Source organism: Dyadobacter sp. AC419 (assembly GCF_979253085.1).
Genome location: NZ_CEEDCD010000015.1, coordinates 321,546 through 339,848, shown reverse-complemented (window position 1 = coordinate 339,848; position 18,303 = coordinate 321,546). Strand labels below are relative to the sequence as shown.

The following is an 18,303-nucleotide window of genomic DNA, read 5'->3' as shown; positions in this document are numbered from 1 at the left end:
AATTATGGAAATTAACGGTAAAAACTACCTTGGCTACAAGCTTTCTAGCCAGGGTGATCATACATTTCAATCCTACATTCCGGTAACGGACTCCTATTTGCCTGAAACGTTTTATGCTGCAACGCCTGAAGAGGTTGATGCGGCGATGGATCTTGCGCAAAGCGCTTTTCCGGTTTATGCTAAAATCCCTGCTCCAAAAAGAGCGGATTTTTTGATTGCTATCACCGAAGAAATTTTGGCATTAGGCGACGCGTTGCTGGAAAGAGCAAACCTCGAAACTGGCTTGCCAATGGCGAGGTTGGAAGGTGAACGCGCCCGCACAATCAATCAGTTGACACAATTCGCAGATTTGCTCCGCGACGGTTCCTGGGTGGAAGCTTCCATTGACACTGCCCTACCCGATCGGTCGCCTGTTCCTAAGCCCGACATTCGCAAAATGCTGATTCCTATTGGGCCGGTAATCGTGTTTGGGTCAAGCAATTTCCCGTTCGCTTATTCAGTTGCGGGCGTAGACACAGGTCCGGCGCTGGCTGCCGGAAATCCCGTTATTGTGAAAGCACACGCCGCGCACCCGGGTGTAAGTGACCTGACTGCGCAAGCAATTGTAAAGGCGGCGCAAAGAACCGGCATGCCTGAGGGTGTCTTCTCAATGTTATATGACGATGGTTTCGAGGTTGGAACTGCATTGGTGAAACATTCGGCAAGCAAGGCCGTCGGTTTTACAGGTTCGATTAAGGGCGGAATGGCGTTGTACAAACTCGCTCAGGAAAGAGAAGAACCCATTTCTGTTTTTGCTGAAATGGGCAGTGTTAATCCGATTGTTATCCTGCCGGAATACCTGGAACACAATGCATTAACACTTGGAAAGACCCTTGCTGGCTCAGTTAGTCTTGGCGCAGGACAATTCTGCACCAATCCCGGACTCGTATTTGTAACCAAAACGCAAGGATTAATTGCATTTACCGACGCTTACAAGAGTGAAATTTTAAAGACAGCTTCTGCAACAATGCTGACGGCTGGCATTTGCAAAAATTATTATAAGCTGCGTGAACATGCATTTGAACAAGCGGATGTGAACACGTTGGCAATCTCAGAGGAAATGTCCGAAGGCGAAAATCAGGCGCAGGCTTCCATAGCAACGGTTTCTGGCAAAAGCTTCATTGCAAATCCTAAAGTGCACGAAGAAGTTTTCGGGCCGTTCTCATTACTCGTGATTTGCGAGGATACAGCTGAAATGCTGACAGCAATTTCAAATCTCAAAGGTCAGCTGACTTGTTCGCTTATGGCTGAGGAAAATGAAGTTGGCAACTATCCGGAAATTGTTGGCAGACTTTCGCAGATATCCGGTCGGTTTATCATGAATGGTGTTCCAACGGGTGTCGAGGTTTGTCCTTCCATGCATCACGGCGGGCCATTCCCTGCTACTGCGGACGCGAGATTTACTTCCGTCGGCAGACATTCGATTCTCAGGTTTGTTCGTCCGCAATCTTACCAGGGCTGGCCGGATGCACTTTTGCCTGACGAATTAAAAAACAGCAATCCGCTGGGCATTTTCAGATTATTAAACAACGAGCTGAGCAAGGATTCGGTTGAATAAAATCATAACCTACTTCAACCAGAAAAAGACCTTCGGCCGGTGCCTGCGCGCCGGCAACTTTTCTGTTTTTTTCTAAAATAATTCTTTCAAAATCGGCAATGCTGGTCTTCCCTTTCCCCACGTCCAGCAACGTTCCGACCAATGCGCGCACCATTCCTCTTAAAAACCGGTTTGCGCGAATGTGGAATGTCAGCATATCAGGAGTTTCGACCCAGCGTGCTTCCGTAATGGTGCAGCGAAAGTTGTTGACTTGCGTGTGGATTTTGCTGAAACTTTCAAAATCATTGTATTTCAAAAGTAGCGCTGCGGCTTCATTCATCAGCACAATATCCAGTTCAGCTTTCGATAGATAAGCGAGATCCGTCAGAAAAGGATTTTTTCTTCTTGTAATGCGATACTCATATTTTCGGTGCGTTGCGGCAAAACGGGAGTTAATGTCGTCGGCAACCGGAAAAACGTTTTTGACGGCAATGTCTCTGGGAATGAGTCCGTTCAGTTTGTAAATCAGCAAATCAATGTTCGCAATGGGTTCTTGCAAATCAAAATGCGCAAATTGTTGTTCTGCATGTACACCCGTATCCGTTCTGCTGCTGCCGGTTAGCTCAACGGGCAACCGCAGGACTTTGGCGAGTGCTTCTTCGAGGACCTGCTGAACGCCCAATGCATTGTTTTGTTTTTGCCAACCATTGTAGGCGGTTCCTTTATAGCTGAATTCTAGAAAATAACGCATTTTGCAAAAATAAAGGAAACAGCCGGATTTGCGATTTGCAGCGGGCAATTGCATGAATTCTTGCGAAGAAGGTTAACTTTGAAAATCGAACAATATTTACAGTTAGTATGCTTACGGACGAGAAAAAAGAAGAGAAAGGCCTGAATTTTATTGAAGAAATTGTGGAGGCGGACTTGCAGGCAGGAAAATATACCCAAATCATCACCCGATTTCCACCCGAACCGAACGGCTATTTACACATTGGCCATGCATCCAGCATTTGCCTGAATTTTGGCTTAACAAAAAAATTTCCGGGTTATACAAATCTACGTTTTGATGACACCAATCCGGTGACAGAGGACACGGAATATGTAGAAAGCATTAAAAACGACATCCGCTGGATGGGTTTTGAGTGGGAAAATGAGCTTTACGCTTCTGATTATTTCGATACACTTTATGATTTTGCAATACAGCTGATCTCAAAAGGATTGGCATATGTCGACGATTCCACTTCCGAAGAAATTGCTTTGCTGAAAGGCACTCCGACTGAGCCTGGAAAGGACAGCCCATACAGAAGTCGCTCGGTTGAAGAGAACCTTGCGCTTTTCGAACAAATGAAAAGCGGCGTTTTTCCGGATGGAAGCCGCACGCTTCGTGCTAAAATCGACATGGCTCATATAAATATGTTAATGCGCGACCCGATTCTTTACCGGATTAAACATGCGCATCACCACCGCACAGGCAACAAATGGTGCATTTATCCGATGTACGACTTTGCCCACGGACAAAGCGATTCCATTGAAACCGTTACGCATTCCATTTGTACGTTGGAATTTGTGCCTCACCGCGAATTATACGATTGGCTGATCCAGCAACTGGGCATTTATCCGTCGCATCAATATGAATTTGCGCGCCGCAATCTGAATTACACGGTTACCAGCAAGAGAAAATTGCTGCAACTTGTTCAGGAAAAGCATGTTAAAGGCTGGGACGATCCGCGTATGCCAACCATTAGCGGGATGCGCAGACGTGGTTATACACCAGAAAGCATTCGTGATTTTTGTGAGCGGATTGGCGTTGCGCGCCGGGAGAATATGGTGGATGTTGGTCTGCTGGAATTCTGTGTTCGTGAAGATCTTAATAAAAAAGCTTTGCGCCGAATGGTTGTTTTGGACCCGCTTAAACTGGTCATTACCAACTTTCCAGAAGGCGTAACCGAAATGTGCCATAGCGAAAACAATCCGGAAGACGTTTCAACCGGCGTTCGGGAGATTCCTTTTTCGAGAGAAGTTTACATTGAAAAAGAAGATTTCATGGAAGTGCCTTCGAAGAAATATTTCCGTTTGGCGCCAGGAAAAATGGTCCGGCTGAAAGGCGCATACATTATTCAATGTGATGATTTTGTAAAAGACGAAAATGGGGAGATCACAGAAGTGCGCTGCTCGTATCTTGAAAACAGCAAAAGTGGTCAGGACACAACAGGCATTAATGTAAAAGGAACCCTGCATTGGGTTTCTGTTCCGCATGCAAAGGAAATCGAGGTGCGACTTTACGACCGACTTTTCTCTGTTGAAGATGCCGCTTCGGAAGAAGGTGATTTCAAAGATTATATCAATCCGGATTCCCTGCACATCATTACCGGATACGCCGAACCAGCATTAACAGAAGCAAACGAAGGAGAATCATTCCAGTTCCTCCGCAAAGGCTACTTCGCGAAAGACCCAGACAGCACCGAAAAACTCGTTTTCAACAGGACGGTGACGTTGAGAGACAACTGGGCGAAGGCTGGGAATTGATTAGCATGCTTAGCAATCTGATTATGGACAGGGAATCCGCTGCCTGTAATTAGATTGCTTACAAATAAACTTGCTTGGAAATTAGTTTGCGGCTATCTTTGTGCAACAAATTCCACGATCCAAACACATTGCCGTCAGTGAATACCCCAAATGAATTGTTCAGCACCGCAAAAGGATTTAGTCTGCAGTGCGATTTGACTTCCAAGATCATGCTTCATTTTGGTGAAATCGAGGCCTCTTTCAGAATACAGGACTTCCTTAACTTTCGCCGGTTCATTAACAACATTGACATTCAAAGCAAAATTTTTGACCTGTCGGACGAGTCTGACTATGAGTTTGTTGAAGCCCCAAAATTGAACATTAACCACAAACTGACGCTCTGCGAACTCATCCAATTGAGAGAGCTTGTCAACGGCACCCACTTCGCCATCGAACTCAATTCCCTGCTCCACCAATTGCTTTTTACCGAATCAGAACTAGTCTAAATAGCTCATTTCGATCATATTAGACCAATTCCAAATTTGTATTCCTGTTTGGAATGATGAACTTTCGCATGATATTTGTACTTATAAATACAAATAAAAGAAAGTAAACCATGAGAGATTTATTAAGACAACGGACATCCCTGAAAGAAGAAATAGAAATACTTTTGAACAATCAGGTGAAAATGGAAGCGGAAGCTTCTGCTAAATATCTCGCCATGGCTTCATGGTGTGACCGTAACGGATTCAAAAACAGCGCAAAATATTTCCTTAAGCAGTCGGACGAAGAGCGTGCGCACATGCTTAAAATATTCAACTACATCATGACAGTGGGCGGAACGGCAGTTTCACCGGAGGTTTCAGCTGTAAAACAAGAGTTTCCAACTTTCAGAAGCATATTTGAAGCAGCATTACAAAGTGAGATCGCTGTTACGCAATCTATCAACCGCATTGTAACGCAAAGCCGTCGTGAAGAAGATTACGGCACAGAAAGCTTCTTGCAATGGTTTGTAAATGAGCAGATTGAAGAAGAAGACAACGCGCGTCGTGCGATAGAATTGTTTGATGTTATCGGCGAAGAAGGCACAGGTCAGTATTTCATTGACAAGGCTATCTTGAAGATTGGATCTGAAAACTAATTTGAAGTTATAAGTTATTATAAGGAGCTGCTTTGCAAAAGGCAGCTCTTTTTTTATGCATTACTGTCAACAAGAAGCGAGTAAATCTCTGTGTCCAGAAAGGCTCCATTCTGGAAATAGCTTTCCTTGAAATAGGCCTCTTTCACGAAACCATGTTTCAGAAGGATCTTCCGCGAAGCGTCATTTTCCGGACTGATCTTGGCTTCAATGCTGTGAAATTGAATGTTGTCAAAGCCAAAAGTCAGCACGGATTGCAAAGCTTCACTCATGATTCCCTTGAACCAATGATCCGGATGAAGCATATAGCCGATCTCCGCACGGTGGTTGAAAAGATCCATTCTGTGGAAACCAATGGTGCCGATAATACCAAAAGCGTCCTTCGACGAAATCCCCCAGGTAATCCCAACTTTCTCTCTCAGATTTTTCTTGTAAGCATCAATCAGCTCGATTGCCTCATCCTCAGATGTTAGCGGCGGTTTACCAATGAACTGCATCGCCTGAGCATTAGACCGCAAGGAAAACATGCTTTCCGAATGCTTCGCCGACATTTCATGAAGCATTAGCCGCTTGGTTTCAAGAACTGGGAATGGATCAAAATTTACGAATAGCATGGGATTGAAGTGATAGGGCTTTCTATATAGCGTAATTGCTGAAATCTAAAAATACAAAATCGAGGCAATTAACTCTGTCTAAGTTTATAAACCGACTTCCTGTCAAACAAGAATAGGTGAGTAAAGAGTGACATCGCTTTGCTTATTGATTAAATTATTTGAATATTTAATTTCATTTTAAGTTTACACACATGATCAAATGTTTACTGATAACCGCGTTCATTTTCGCATCTATTTTCCCATCGATCGCTCAAAACATCCAAGGGTCTCTAAAACGGGGAATTGTTGATACAAAATTGATCATGATGATTAAGAACAACGGGACAACAACCGTCCAGGGTAATATAAATGAAGTCCAGTTTACAATCAATCTCGGTTCCTATCTTGATGCTGGAAAAGAGACATTTTTACCTTCCACACCCGGAGTTAGTCAATCGGTTAGAGATAGTGCATATTGGAACTTTGGAACAAAATCGACATTGATTTGGAGAGGAAGTTTGCCGATTACTCTCGCCCCAGGAGAAACCCTTGACATGATAGACTTTATCGTGACAAACCCTATGACAGGAACTGATGGCCCAAGTAGTGTCGCGATGCTTGCTGGTCGCTTCGAGGGGTTGCACGTTTGGTCAGTAAAAATGGACGGATTGCAGGTTGCTGACCAAGTAAACCGATTTTTTGATTCCGGCCAGCTAAATTATTTCTTTAATGAGGAACTAGGAAGTTGGGCCTCCATCGCATTTCAATTGAGCTCTTTCCCAGTTAAGCTTAGGGCATTTTCTGTTCGAAATGAAGTTAATACTGCTATGTTAAATTGGTCTACAACGGAAGAAGTAAACAGCCGCCATTTTGAAGTCGAAAAAAGTAAAAATGCACTTGATTGGGTAAGAATTGCTACTGTAAACTCTGTCGGGGAAAGCAAAACGAATCAACATTACGCTTTCACTGATCTCAACCCTAGTGCTGGACAAAATTACTATCGCCTGAAAATGGTTGATAAGGATGACACATTTGCTTACAGCAAGGTCGTTATTATGCATCTGCATAGATTGCAGGGCATTTATCCCAATCCAACCAAGGGAATTGTGACTCTAAATGGCATTTCCGCACAATCGGTCGACATCCTTAACGTAGAGGGCCGTGTTGTAAAAAAGAACATTGTAGTAAAAAATAATCAAATTGATTTTGGCAAAGTGCAGCCCGGAATCTACATTTTAAGGGTCATAGCAACCGACGCCATTGAAACCTCCCTACGAGTGGTCGTAGAGTAACCGTTATCGCTTCGTTCAATCGATAACTAAATCTTTGTCTGGCTGGTGAATCCTGGTAGAACAACTTTTTGTTTCTAAATAGGAACAAAACAGACTATATTTATCACCAGCACACCAGTCAAAGATTAATCGCTTGCTAACAATATGTGCAAACAATTGTTAGTAAGAAACAAGTCAGCATGAATTACCTCGACGAATTCAAGAAGTTTATTTCCAGTCATTATCTCTCTACGGGCGTAAGATTAACCCTTGGAGCCGTTGTTCCCAGCCTCATATTTCAGCATTATGGCATACTTGCGGAGATGATCGCCTTTCCGCTTGGCACGTTACTAATCGGCGGAACAGACAATCCAGGCCCATATCACAGAAGGCGAAATTCACTCATCATTGCGATACTAACGTGCTTTGCGGTCGCTTGCATCACGGGTTTTTTGCGACACATCCATTTCATCATTTTTGTTGAGATCATCGTTTTCGGGATGTTCTTTTCGCTGGTTGGCGTTTATGGCAACCGTGTCAATAGCATCGGGCTTATTGCGCTGCTTGTATTTGTGTTTAACATCGACGATCACCTGAGTGGTGACATGGTTTTGCGCACGGCATTGATCTTCTCGGCAGGCGGACTTTGGTATTTCATCTTATTTATGATTTTGCAAAAATTATTGCCTTACAAGCTCATACAGCAGCTTTTGGGTGAAAATTTTGTGGAATTAGGCGAGCTTTTGTCCGTCAAAGCGGGCTATTATTTTGCCAACCCTGATTATGATGAATTGTTTAATAAAATGATCCATCAACAGGTTATCCTTCGCGAAAACCATGAAAATCTGCGTGAAATCCTTTTTAAAACGAGAGAAATTGTAACGGAATCGACCAATAAGAGCCGCATTCTGATGCTGATGTTTCTCGACAGCATTGACCTCTTCGAAAGGATCCTCAACTCGCAGCAAAACTACGCAAATCTGCACCGCGCTTTTGATCATACCAAAGTGCTCAGGCTGTTTGGAACTTACATTACGTGGCTTTCAGCGGAAATTCAGCAGATCGGGATTGCCGTGCAAACGGGCTTTCCATCCCAGCGCAAGCATGACCTTGACGAGGCTTTCAACAAATGTCAGAAAGCATTTGAGAGAATGCGGGAAACGAACATGACGCATGATAACATGGAGGATTTTATCATGTTACGGCAAATTTTAAACTCGCTGCAAGACATTACGGAACGTGTAAAGAAGCTCCATAGGGCGACCACTTACGATACGGAAGTGAGCACAGGTTACAAGCTGAATGTTGAAACCGAGAACTTCATTCCGAAACAGGAATATCATCCGCGCATTCTGCTGGATAATCTTTCGCTCAAATCGAGCCATTTCAGGCATGCGGTGCGGGTTACGATTGCCTTGTTACTGGGTTACATTACTTCGCTTTTTCTGGAAGTCGGGCATGGTTACTGGATTTTACTGACCATTGTGGTGATCCTGAAACCTGCTTTCAGCATTACCAAACAGCGAAATCTCCATCGGATTGGCGGCACTATTGCCGGGGTTGTTTCCAGTTTTCTCCTTTTATATGCCATTCATGACGGCACCGCTCTTTTTATGATTATGATGCTGGCAATGATTCTGGCTTATAGCTTCTTGAAAATCAATTACTTCGTGGCGTCCACGAGCATTACGCTTTACGTGGTGCTGTCGTTCAACTTTTTGAATCCGCAGCACATTACGGCCGTGCTGCATGAGCGCGTGACGGACACCATCATCGGATCAATTATTGCCTATTTGATCTCATCATATGTGCTGCCCGTTTGGGAACACACGCAGATCAATCAATACATTTCAGATGCGCTGCATGCGAACCGGAAATATTTTGACGTCGTTGCGGCCAAATTCACAGGCAAACCACTTGACATCAACGAATTGAAATTGCTGCGCAAAGATGCCATCATTGCCATGGCCAACTTGTCGGACAACTTTCAAAAGATGCTGTCCGAGCCGAAACGCCAGCAACTGAATATGGAGGAATATCATCAGTTCGTCGCTACGAGCCATATGTTGACTTCCTACATTGCGTCCTTGTCCACCTATGCGCAGACGCTGGAATATTCAGATTTTTCGGTTGAATTTGAAGTGATGATCCGGCAGATCGACAGACAATTGAAAGCTGCGGCAGACCTGATTGAAGGCAAAGTGGAAAACACATTTGAGATCGCCCGTGAATCATTGCCGCAAAATCAAAAACTTCTGGAATTGCTGACGAAGCGCAAGAAAGAAATCAAAGAGCTGGGCATCGAGATAGCAGATCAGTCGCCTGCCCGCAGGATGTTGTCTGATTTAAAAACCGTAAATGGCCTTTTTGAATTGATCAGCACCATTACCATTGACGAAATCAAGATTTTACAAAAAATAAAAGCACTAAAAACCCAATAATAACTTATGTCATCGCAACTGTTCACTCCGCTTACCATTAAAAGTATTACGCTTAAAAACAGGATCGTCGTTTCGCCGATGTGCCAATATTCGTCCGTCGACGGTTTTGCCAATGACTGGCATTTGGTGCATTTGGGAAGCAGGGCGGTTGGCGGCGCGGCGCTGGTGATTGCCGAAGCCACATCTGTTTCACCCGAGGCAAGAATTTCACCCGAGGATCTTGGAATTTGGAAAGATGAGCACATTGAAAAACTGAAACAAATCACTGATTTTATCAAAGGGCAAGGAGCCGTTCCAGGCATCCAGCTGAGCCATGCAGGCCGAAAAGCGAGCACTTTTCCAGCGTGGAAAGGCCGTGGGCAAGTTCCGGTTGATCAGGGCGGCTGGCAAACGCTTAGCGCTTCTGACATTCCTTTTAATGAAAAAGAAGCTGCGCCGCTGGCATTAGATGCGGATGGCATCACGAAGGTCGTTTCTGATTTTGCAGCAGCTGCTAAACGTGCATTAAATGCTGGTTTTCAGGTTATTGAGCTGCATGCGGCGCACGGTTATCTTATTCACCAATTTTTGTCTCCACTAAGCAACAAGCGCACAGACGCTTATGGCGGAAGCTTGGAAAACAGAAGCCGTTTATTAATCGAAATCATAGACGCCGTGCAGCAAGTGTGGCCGGCGGATTTGCCTTTGCTTGTCCGTATTTCGGCAACGGACTGGGCTGAAAACGGATGGGACGAAAACCAATCCGTTGCACTGGTTAATGTGTTGAAAACGAAAGGTGTTGATCTGATTGATGTGTCGAGCGGAGGCTTGGCTGCGCATCAAAAAATCACCGTTGGGCCCTCCTATCAAGTTCCTTTTTCGGCAAAAATTAAAAAAGAAACCGGTTCATTAACAGGCGCTGTCGGGATGATTACGGAGGCAAAACAGGCAGAAGAAATTTTGCAAAATGGCGAAGCGGATTTGATCGTTATGGCGCGTGAACTACTTCGCGATCCCTATTTCCCGTTGCATGCTGCACATGAATTGGGCGAGGACATTACGTGGCCAATTCAATATGACCGCGCAAAGCCAGCTCATTAACAGGATATGTTGAATCCACGCGTCAGTCTTTTTGTCGGGTTATTATGCATCAGTATTTTTCCTGTTTTGGTAAAATGGGCTCCGGTTTCCGGCATTACATCTGCTTTTTACCGCATGTTTTTGGGTTTCATTTTCCTGATTCCTTGGATCGCATTCAAACAGAAATTTACCTGGCCCGATAAAAAGCTGCTATTTCCCATTGCACTGTGCGGAATCATATTCGCTACGGACATAGCAGTCTGGAATCTGGCGATACATTATTCCAATGCAACCCAAGCCACGATCCTGACTAACCTGTCACCCGTTTGGGTCGGGATCGGGGCTTTTCTTTTCCTCAACGACCGGCCAAAATCGAGTTTCTGGATCGGCACATTTGTCGCCGTTGCCGGAATGGTCGTGCTCATCGGGCCAAGCTCATTTATGGAAATGCGTTTAGACCGCGGTTTTGCGCTCGCCGTTTTATCCGGGATTTTATATGCTTCCTACATGCTGATCAGCAAGTCGATTTTGGGCAAAATCGACATTATCAGCTTTATGACGATCAGTATGGCCGTGTCCAGCATTTATTTACTGCTGATATGCCTGTATTTCAATGAGCCGCTTTGGAATTTTTCCGGCACGGTTTGGGGCGTGTTTGTAATTGAAGGACTGATTTGTCAGTTGGTAGGCTGGCTTACGATCAGTTATGCGATCAAGAAAATGGATGCTAAAAGCGTTTCGCTGAGCTTATTAAGCCAGGCCGTAGTCACTGGTTTGCTTGCCTGGCTCTTCATCAACGAGGCCATTACGCGCTCCATGATCGTCGGCGGCATCATCATTCTTGCCGGCATAGCCATTACTTTTCAGAAAGATTTCAGTCGCAAGCAGCCCAAAATATAAGGCATATGCTTTCCCGCTTGACTGTTAATGCGACATTCACATTCAGAGTGGCAGATAAATAATGAATGTTGAGCCTATGTCCGGTTTGCCGATGGCGTCGATCACTCCCTTGTGATTTTCAACGATTTTTTTACAAATCGCCAGACCAATGCCTGTGCCTTCATATGCGCTTCTGTTATGCAGGCGCTGGAAAACCTGAAAAATGCGGTCTTTAAATTGCGGTTCAAAGCCAATGCCATTATCTGAAAATGAAATGTATTGGTAATTAATGTGACGGTCAGCGTCATTGACCGGAATCAGTTCGCCCGAAATTTGTCCCGTGCGGATGGTTATAACCGGGTTGACACCAGGTTTGGTGAATTTGATCGCATTAGCAATCAGATTTGTAAAAAGCTGCTCGAATTGATAAACGATCACATCGATTTCAGGAAGGTGTTCGCTTAAAATGGTTGTGTTGGTCTGCTGGATAGAGTCGCTGAGCTGCTCTTTTACATTCTCTAAAACCACATTCAGGTCCGTGTGCTCGTAATGTTTTTCAATGGCATTGGCGCGTGAAAAGGCCAGCAGATCCACAATAAGCTGCTGCATGCGCGTGGAAGACGCTTGCATTCTTCTGAAATAATCCTTGCCCCGTTCCGAAATGTTATCCACTTCCGTTTCAAGAATCCGTGTTGCAAAAGTCTGGATTTTACGCAGCGGCTCCTGCAAATCGTGGCTCGCCACGTAAGCAAACTGCGCGAGTTCCATGTTGGTCTTAACCAATTCACTGTTGGCAATCGTCAATTCCTTTGTCCGGAGCTGAACCTGCGTTTCCAGCTCGTCGGCGAGTGTTCTGTATTTGTCTTCACTGATTTTCAATGCCAGTTCATCTTCCTTTCGATCCGTGATGTCCATCATTGTGCCGAGCATTCTCAGCGGCTGATGATTGGCGTCATAAAGGATTTTACCCTGCGTTCTGATCCAATGTGTTGTGCCGTCAGGATGAATGATGCGTGATTCGTAATAATAGTTGCCCGTTTTCAGCGCCTCCGCAAATGCCTTTTCAACCACATTAACACGGTCATCCGGATGCAGCCGACTGCGCATTTCCGCGTGCGTAAGCGTCTGGTTTTCCGGAACACCAAAAATTGCGGCTAACCTTGCTGAATAAATAACCTGTTTGGTTTGCAGGTTCAAGTCCCAGGTTGCCAGCTGTGTCCCGTCCGTCGCCAGCGACAAGCGCTCAGCCGCTTCAGAAATTTCCTTCGCAGCCTTACTTTGTCGGTCACATCATTGACGGACAGCATAATGCCGGCAGCAGCGTCATCCGTCTCGAAAATAGGCGCATATTGTAAATCAAGATAATATTCCTTTTCCCCATCCGGACCATTAATGATGATTGGCGCTTCATTGGCCCGATGCAGCAAACCGGTTCCGAGCACATCATTCAGGATGCCTGCAAAATTTTGCTGTTCAAGTTCCGGGAAAACGTCAAACAAGCGCTTACCCACAACCTCATGCAATTCCCTGCGCCAGATGTTTTTCAACATTGTTTCATTGGCAATGCTGATCAGGAAATCCGGGCCTTTGAGAATCGCTTTGGCAAAGGGCGATTGTGTTACCAATGTTCTGAACTGGTTTTCACTGCGTTCGAGCCGGTGTTTTGCCAAAACCTGCTGTGTAACCTCAGTAGCAACGACAATGATGCCCGAAATTTCTCCGGACTCCTCAAAAAGCGGCTGATATACAAAGTTGAAGTAACATTGCTGGGGTGCACCAAAGCGAGTGATGGTTACACCGAATTCATTGCCATTATAGGCAACGCCTGTTCGCAAAACATCGTGCAGAATTTGCTCAATGGATGCCTTAACCTCGGGCAGTGACTCAAAAAGTGGCCTGTTAACGAACTCTTCCTCCGTTTTGTGGACGATATCGAGATATGTATCGTTGGCCATTTCAACAAAAAAATCAGGTCCCCGAAGGATTGTTATTCCTACGGGAGCCTGTTTCATTGTGTTCCTGAACTTGCTTTCGCTATCGTTTATACCGATTTGCTTATGAGATGACTGAATGTTTTGTTCAATAACACGCCCGTTTGGGTCCGTGTCTAGCTTTAACTTGTCCACTAGTTTTGCTGATGGATGTCTCCGTCCTGGGATTTCGGAGGTGAACTTTCCGTACTAATATTGATAATAAAAATTTTCTGCGGCCGGTTTCCAGTTGTGCTTAGACCAGTCAATGTCAAGGATTTGTTTGATCGCTTGCTTCAACTTGGGGAATGAGCCTGGCTTTCTGATGAAATAATTGGCGCCCTGCTCATGCACTTTGCGCACCATTTCCTCTTGTCCGGTCGTCGAAAATATTACAACGGGAATGCTTTCCCAGGCTTTCGTTTTTCTGATTTGTTCCAAACATTCAAAACCGTTTTTTCTTGGCATGTTCAGATCCAGAAAAATTACGTCCGGTGGAGGCGGAACGGTCGTTTCCATTAAGTTGAATTACAACCCAACTCCGTCATTGGCCGTCACAAGTTCCGTTGATGTGCTCACCTCTCTCAATGCATCTTCGAACAGCATGCAATCATCTGCATCGTCGTCAGCAAGGAAAATAGATTTATTTGGTTTTGCGCTCATATCCGGGTTATAGGTTCTCTTTTCTACTTTAATTAACGTTAATTATAGATTTTAGTTAGACCCAGCGTGTTTAAATTCCTTAATAATTTTTGCGAAGATATGATACAAGTTATGTAAGATTTGCCGTTTAATAAAATTTTTCTTGATTAAAATTCTCCTTCCGCACCTTCCTTCGTTTTCTTCTTTGCCTGGTGCAACCGGTAGTTTAATGTCAGGTTAATCTGCCGTCTTCTTCCCTGCGAATTATTGATCGTATAAAAGTTAGCGCCCTCGATCACCGAGCGGTATTTACGTGAGTTAAATACATCTATCACGCTGAGTGTCAATGTTCCGTTGTTTTTCAAAATATCACGGCTTGCAGCAAGATCCAATGTCGCCAGTGCCTTGCGCTTGCCTTGCTGGCGTTTGCTGCGGCGCTTCATAATTTCCGCGCAATTGAACATCCGTTGTCTTCCATAATGTGAACCGCGACATCATTCTGACAAACCAGCTGTATGTATCGCTTTGAAAATCTTCGTCCAGCCCGGTGCCGTCCGTAATCGCCCTGAAAAAGTTTAAGCTTCCATCCAGTTTCCACCATTGATAAGGTGTGAAAGAGCTTGTGAATTCAGCGCCGTAAGCATCTTCCCGTTCCCAGGTTTTCCGGACGTCTGTAAGAGCTTCCATCCTCCTGGACGCGGTCCTGATGCTCGTGATTTTCCCGTTGGTATGCCGGTAATAAACAGACGAAGTCAACGAGCCTTTGCTCATGTATTTAATGTGACCAAATTCAAAAACATTGGTAAACTCAGGGTTAAGGTCCGGGTTTCCGCTCCAATAATTACGGTTATCACTATAAGTCGCAAAAGGGCTCAGGTCATTGTATTGCGGCCTGCGCACGCGACGGCTGAAACTCAGCTGAAAAGCATTCTGTTTTGCAAAATCATAAGTCACATGCACACTCGGAAAAAGGTTGGCATAAGTCCGCTTGTTCACTTCCGCCGTTTGTTTAAGTTCCGTTGTCACTCCCGTCCATTCGGCTCGTAAACCCGCCTGATAAGAGAATTTGCCAGTTTTGTTGCCCACAATTCCATATGCCGCATTAATGTTTTCTTCGTATAAAAAGTCGTTCGTCAGGTTTGGCAATGTAATCCACCCTTCGCTTGTTTCCTGCGTCACGGTGTAATCGTTGGTCATATCCCGCGAGCTACTTCTTGCGCCCGCCTCAAATTTCCCGTCTTTACCAAAAGGATGCACATAATCGAGCTGGAACAAAAGCTGCTTTTCCGTCTCGTAATTCACGGCGCGTTGCAGCAATGGCGGAATGCCGGAAGGACTGCCGTTGGGATTGAAAACGTTCTCCCTATAATACTGATCAGAATTTTCCCAGTTATCCAGGTAACGCACATCCGCCGTAAGCTCCTGCCCCTTCCGGTTAAACGTCTTTCTGTAAGTCAGTGAATATTCCGAATTCGGCTCCGTTTCGGTTTCGTCCTGAGTTCTGTTCGTGAAGCTCGTCAGGTTGTTCGTGCTGCCCAGGTAATCCCTGTATTTTAATGTTGAAAAGCGTTTTCCTTTGCTCGTCCGCCAGGTGTAAGAGCCGGTCAGGATGTTTTTGGGTTAAAATAATAATCAATCCCACCGCGCGCACTGTTGTTCATTCCTTTGAGATTGGAAGTCATATCGCGCTCCATAATGAATGTGGAATCGTTGCGGTAAAGCTCTTGATACAAATAATTCTTACCCGGCGTGTTGCGGTAAGACATCGTGTAATTGATAAAGAAATTAAGGTTTTTGCGGCGGTAATTCACATTCGCAGCCGCACCGTAATTCGTTGGATAGCCTGTAATAATGTCAAACGAGCCGTTAATCCCCTCTTTTCTTTCTTTTTTCAACACAATATTGATCACCCCGCCCATTCCTTCCGCCTCATAACGCGCCGATGGATTGGTAATGATCTCAACGCGCTCGATCATGCTGCCTTGCAATTGCTGCAAGCCACTCGCACCCTTAATGCTCACCAAACCCGAAGGCTTGCCGTCGATTAATATACGCACATTGCCACTTCCGCGAAGGCTTACATTGCCCTCCACGTCCACGGCAACAGAAGGCACATTGGTAAGAATGTCCACCGCAGTTCCACCCGCATTTGCAAGATCTTTCCCAACATTAAATATTTTTTTGTCCAGAGACAGTTCCATCGAGCTTTTCTCCGCCTGCACGGTCACTTCATCGAGCGTTCTGGCTGAACCGGAAATTTTTATTGAGCCTAGATCCAATGGCGAGTTGGCATCAGTGAGTTTAATGTTAGGCGTTACATGCGGCTTATAACCAATGAATTCAGACAACGCATAATAGGATCCGGCAGCAATGTCAACCACAAACCCACCGGTTTCGTCCGTGATCGCACCTGCTATGAAAGTGCTGTCGGCCGATTTGAAAAGCCGGATGCTCGCGTAGCCAAGCGGACCATTGTTTTGGGCGTCAATGATTTTTCCGGTTACAGACAGTTTTTTGGCCGATTGTGCAAGCAAATGCTGACCGCAAATAACATTCAATAAAACTCCCAACCCGGTCAACGTGTATCTTATCGCTGCCCTATTGAAGCCTCTTCCAGCAATCCTGCGTTTAATGATCATTATAAAGTTTGTAAGCGTTTTTTCGATAATCTTTTTTTTGTACAAATATAGAAACCTATTTTCTTATCAATTTTACTCTACTAAGTTACTGGACAGTCGCATAAATCCAGTATTAAATTATCGTTCACGAACAATTCTAAAAGAAGCCAGAAGGAAACGAATCAAAGTTAATTCGGATAGGTTACCTAACTTTGCAGTCTTTTTGAGCATTCTATTGGCATTTCATGAAAACCGAAGCTTCACAAACATTAAAATTAGCCTTACCCATCATCATCGGCGAACTCGCCCAAATGGCCCTCCACCTTATCGACAGCGCTATGGTGGGCGCAATCAGTTACAAACAACTTGCCGCGGCAGCACTGGTAATCAATGCAATGAACATTCCCTTTGTACTCGGCATCGGGATGACGATTTCGGTCTCGCAAATGGTTTCGCTGGCCAATGGACGCAGCGATGCAAAATTGGTTTCCCATTATTTGTTCAATGGTTTTTGCCTTTGCGCATTGACCGCCATCATCATATCGCTGACGCTCGTTTTCGGAAAAGATCTGCTGCATCACCTCGGCCAGGATCCGGAAGTGGTGACATTAGCAATCCCTTTTATGAAATTAATGGGCTTGTCGATCATTCCGATGCTGCTTTTCATGACGCTCAAGCAATTCGCGGATGGGTTGGAACACACGCGGACTGCCATGATTCTGTCGCTTTCGGGCATGCCGCTTAACATTTTACTCAACTGGCTGCTCATTTACGGCAATTGGGGATTTCCCCGGCTCGAACTGGAAGGCGCAGGCTGGGCAACGCTCATCACCCGGACCATTATTTTTCTCGCGCTCGCCATCGTCATTCTGAAACACAAAACTTTTTCCAAATACATGGCTGTAAGCAGCAGTCAGTGGAAATTCAAGGCGCAAACCTGGCGTGAATTGCTGCATATTGGTGTTCCGAGCAGCTTGCAGATCGGCATGGAAGCCGGTGCATTTGCGGTTTCGGGGATCATAATCGGAACATTAGGCGCCGTAGCGCAAGCCGCGCATCAGATCGCATTGAGCAGCGCGTCACTTACATTTATGGTTTCCATGGGACTTGCGCAGGCCGGCTCCATCCGCGTCAGCAATGCATTGGGCCGGAAAGACTGGCCTAAAATCTTCGTTATCGGGAAAAGTACATTATATACAGCATTGGCTTACGGGACCATTTGTGCCGTTCTCTTTGCCGCATTCAGAAACCAAATTCCTTCATTTTTCAACAAAAACACCGAGGTGCTTTCGCTTGCCGCTTTGCTGCTGCTTTTCGCGGCCGTGTTTCAGATCTCCGATAGCACCCAGGCCATCGGCGCCGGCTTGCTGCGCGGGATCAAAGATGTAAAGACGCCCACCATTCTGATCGGCATTGCGTATTGGGTTATTGGCATTCCCGTGGGCTATCTCCTCGCCTTTCATTTCAGCATGGGCGCCGTGGGCATGTGGATTGGATTAATCCTCGGATTGACGATGGCTTCCTTATTTTTGATCATGAGATTCTTTAAAATGACAAAAGGGAGCAAAATTTGATCATATCCTGTCAAATTACGAGCCTAAAAAAGTCTGT

18 protein-coding genes are annotated in these 18,303 nt (G+C 45.2%); 8 read left to right on the top strand and 10 right to left on the bottom strand.

Annotation, left to right across the window (positions count from 1 at the left end; translation table 11 throughout):
• The first annotated feature begins 4 nt into the window (after window positions 1–4).
• Window positions 5–1,597 carry an aldehyde dehydrogenase (NADP(+)) gene (locus AC0IYG_RS09010; RefSeq protein ID WP_471710761.1) on the top strand — a complete coding sequence of 531 codons (1,593 nt, stop codon included), beginning with the start codon at window positions 5–7 and terminating at the stop codon, window positions 1,595–1,597.
• On the opposite strand, the gene truA is transcribed toward AC0IYG_RS09010, so the two are convergent.
• On the bottom strand, window positions 1,554–2,327 hold the full coding sequence (truA, locus tag AC0IYG_RS09005; RefSeq protein WP_471710760.1) for a tRNA pseudouridine(38-40) synthase TruA: 774 nt from the start codon (window positions 2,325–2,327) through the stop codon (window positions 1,554–1,556). The genes AC0IYG_RS09010 and truA overlap by 44 nt on opposite strands.
• A 107-nt stretch (window positions 2,328–2,434) precedes the next feature.
• Between truA and AC0IYG_RS09000 the strand changes: the two genes are divergently transcribed.
• The gene (locus tag AC0IYG_RS09000; RefSeq protein ID WP_471710759.1) at window positions 2,435–4,102 is read left to right on the top strand and encodes a glutamine--tRNA ligase/YqeY domain fusion protein; all 1,668 of its coding nucleotides are present in this window, start codon (window positions 2,435–2,437) and stop codon (window positions 4,100–4,102) included.
• A gap of 134 nt (window positions 4,103–4,236) precedes the next feature.
• Here the strand turns inward: AC0IYG_RS09000 and AC0IYG_RS08995 are convergent, their stop codons facing one another.
• On the bottom strand, window positions 4,237–4,557 hold the full coding sequence (locus tag AC0IYG_RS08995) for a hypothetical protein (protein ID WP_471710758.1): 321 nt from the start codon (window positions 4,555–4,557) through the stop codon (window positions 4,237–4,239).
• Window positions 4,558–4,697: 140 nt separating this feature from the next.
• On the opposite strand from AC0IYG_RS08995, the gene AC0IYG_RS08990 reads away from it, so the two are divergent.
• A complete protein-coding gene (locus AC0IYG_RS08990) occupies window positions 4,698–5,222 on the top strand; it encodes a ferritin (RefSeq protein ID WP_471710757.1) in 525 nt (174 codons plus the stop codon).
• A 53-nt stretch (window positions 5,223–5,275) separates the two neighbouring features.
• On the opposite strand, the gene AC0IYG_RS08985 is transcribed toward AC0IYG_RS08990, so the two are convergent.
• A complete protein-coding gene (locus AC0IYG_RS08985; protein WP_471710756.1) occupies window positions 5,276–5,833 on the bottom strand; it encodes a GNAT family N-acetyltransferase in 558 nt (185 codons plus the stop codon).
• Between the two features lie 191 nt (window positions 5,834–6,024).
• On the opposite strand from AC0IYG_RS08985, the gene AC0IYG_RS08980 reads away from it, so the two are divergent.
• The 4 genes from AC0IYG_RS08980 to AC0IYG_RS08965 all read left to right on the top strand — a co-directional run bounded on the left by AC0IYG_RS08980 (window position 6,025) and on the right by AC0IYG_RS08965 (window position 11,483).
• Window positions 6,025–7,104, top strand: coding sequence for a T9SS type A sorting domain-containing protein (locus AC0IYG_RS08980; RefSeq protein ID WP_471710755.1), 1,080 nt, complete (start codon window positions 6,025–6,027; stop codon window positions 7,102–7,104).
• A 179-nt stretch (window positions 7,105–7,283) separates the two neighbouring features.
• Window positions 7,284–9,524: an FUSC family protein gene (locus tag AC0IYG_RS08975; protein WP_471710754.1), complete on the top strand. Its 2,241-nt coding sequence runs from the start codon at window positions 7,284–7,286 to the stop codon at window positions 9,522–9,524.
• 6 nt (window positions 9,525–9,530) lie between these two features.
• Entirely contained in the window at window positions 9,531–10,604 is a 1,074-nt protein-coding gene (gene namA / locus AC0IYG_RS08970; protein WP_471710753.1) for an NADPH dehydrogenase NamA, read from the top strand.
• 6 nt (window positions 10,605–10,610) lie between these two features.
• A complete protein-coding gene (locus AC0IYG_RS08965; protein ID WP_471710752.1) occupies window positions 10,611–11,483 on the top strand; it encodes a DMT family transporter in 873 nt (290 codons plus the stop codon).
• A gap of 42 nt (window positions 11,484–11,525) precedes the next feature.
• On the opposite strand, the gene AC0IYG_RS08960 is transcribed toward AC0IYG_RS08965, so the two are convergent.
• The 7 genes from AC0IYG_RS08960 to AC0IYG_RS08930 all read right to left on the bottom strand — a co-directional run bounded on the left by AC0IYG_RS08960 (window position 11,526) and on the right by AC0IYG_RS08930 (window position 16,713).
• Window positions 11,526–12,701, bottom strand: a complete 1,176-nt coding sequence (locus AC0IYG_RS08960) for a sensor histidine kinase (RefSeq protein WP_471710751.1) — start codon at window positions 12,699–12,701, stop codon at window positions 11,526–11,528.
• Window positions 12,656–13,588, bottom strand: a complete 933-nt coding sequence (locus AC0IYG_RS08955) for a PAS domain-containing protein (protein ID WP_471710750.1) — start codon at window positions 13,586–13,588, stop codon at window positions 12,656–12,658. Before AC0IYG_RS08955 ends, AC0IYG_RS08960 begins: the two co-directional genes overlap by 46 nt.
• Before the next feature lie 54 nt (window positions 13,589–13,642).
• On the bottom strand, window positions 13,643–13,951 hold the full coding sequence (locus tag AC0IYG_RS08950) for a response regulator (protein WP_471710749.1): 309 nt from the start codon (window positions 13,949–13,951) through the stop codon (window positions 13,643–13,645).
• A 9-nt stretch (window positions 13,952–13,960) separates the two neighbouring features.
• A complete protein-coding gene (locus tag AC0IYG_RS08945; RefSeq protein WP_471710748.1) occupies window positions 13,961–14,095 on the bottom strand; it encodes a hypothetical protein in 135 nt (44 codons plus the stop codon).
• A 146-nt stretch (window positions 14,096–14,241) separates the two neighbouring features.
• Window positions 14,242–14,517, bottom strand: a complete 276-nt coding sequence (locus tag AC0IYG_RS08940; protein WP_471710747.1) for an outer membrane beta-barrel protein — start codon at window positions 14,515–14,517, stop codon at window positions 14,242–14,244.
• Window positions 14,444–15,682: an outer membrane beta-barrel family protein gene (locus AC0IYG_RS08935; RefSeq protein WP_471710887.1), complete on the bottom strand. Its 1,239-nt coding sequence runs from the start codon at window positions 15,680–15,682 to the stop codon at window positions 14,444–14,446. The genes AC0IYG_RS08940 and AC0IYG_RS08935 overlap by 74 nt, the downstream gene beginning before the upstream one ends.
• Window positions 15,679–16,713, bottom strand: a complete 1,035-nt coding sequence (locus AC0IYG_RS08930; protein ID WP_471710746.1) for a TonB-dependent receptor — start codon at window positions 16,711–16,713, stop codon at window positions 15,679–15,681. The genes AC0IYG_RS08935 and AC0IYG_RS08930 overlap by 4 nt, the downstream gene beginning before the upstream one ends.
• 224 nt (window positions 16,714–16,937) lie before the next feature.
• On the opposite strand from AC0IYG_RS08930, the gene AC0IYG_RS08925 reads away from it, so the two are divergent.
• Window positions 16,938–18,266, top strand: a complete 1,329-nt coding sequence (locus AC0IYG_RS08925) for an MATE family efflux transporter (protein WP_471710745.1) — start codon at window positions 16,938–16,940, stop codon at window positions 18,264–18,266.
• The last annotated feature ends 37 nt before the right edge of the window (window positions 18,267–18,303 follow it).

Coding starts and splice junctions, on each gene's coding strand:
- AC0IYG_RS08965 (WP_471710752.1), top strand. CDS start 10,611: ATGTTGAATCCACGCGTCAGTCTTTTTGTCGGGTTATTATGCATCAGT.
- AC0IYG_RS09010 (WP_471710761.1), top strand. CDS start 5: ATGGAAATTAACGGTAAAAACTACCTTGGCTACAAGCTTTCTAGCCAG.
- truA (WP_471710760.1), bottom strand. CDS start 2,327: ATGCGTTATTTTCTAGAATTCAGCTATAAAGGAACCGCCTACAATGGT.
- AC0IYG_RS08930 (WP_471710746.1), bottom strand. CDS start 16,713: ATGATCATTAAACGCAGGATTGCTGGAAGAGGCTTCAATAGGGCAGCG.
- AC0IYG_RS08975 (WP_471710754.1), top strand. CDS start 7,284: ATGAATTACCTCGACGAATTCAAGAAGTTTATTTCCAGTCATTATCTC.
- AC0IYG_RS08940 (WP_471710747.1), bottom strand. CDS start 14,517: ATGAAGCGCCGCAGCAAACGCCAGCAAGGCAAGCGCAAGGCACTGGCG.
- AC0IYG_RS08925 (WP_471710745.1), top strand. CDS start 16,938: ATGAAAACCGAAGCTTCACAAACATTAAAATTAGCCTTACCCATCATC.
- namA (WP_471710753.1), top strand. CDS start 9,531: ATGTCATCGCAACTGTTCACTCCGCTTACCATTAAAAGTATTACGCTT.
- AC0IYG_RS08945 (WP_471710748.1), bottom strand. CDS start 14,095: ATGAGCGCAAAACCAAATAAATCTATTTTCCTTGCTGACGACGATGCA.
- AC0IYG_RS09000 (WP_471710759.1), top strand. CDS start 2,435: ATGCTTACGGACGAGAAAAAAGAAGAGAAAGGCCTGAATTTTATTGAA.
- AC0IYG_RS08980 (WP_471710755.1), top strand. CDS start 6,025: ATGATCAAATGTTTACTGATAACCGCGTTCATTTTCGCATCTATTTTC.
- AC0IYG_RS08985 (WP_471710756.1), bottom strand. CDS start 5,833: ATGCTATTCGTAAATTTTGATCCATTCCCAGTTCTTGAAACCAAGCGG.
- AC0IYG_RS08950 (WP_471710749.1), bottom strand. CDS start 13,951: ATGGAAACGACCGTTCCGCCTCCACCGGACGTAATTTTTCTGGATCTG.
- AC0IYG_RS08990 (WP_471710757.1), top strand. CDS start 4,698: ATGAGAGATTTATTAAGACAACGGACATCCCTGAAAGAAGAAATAGAA.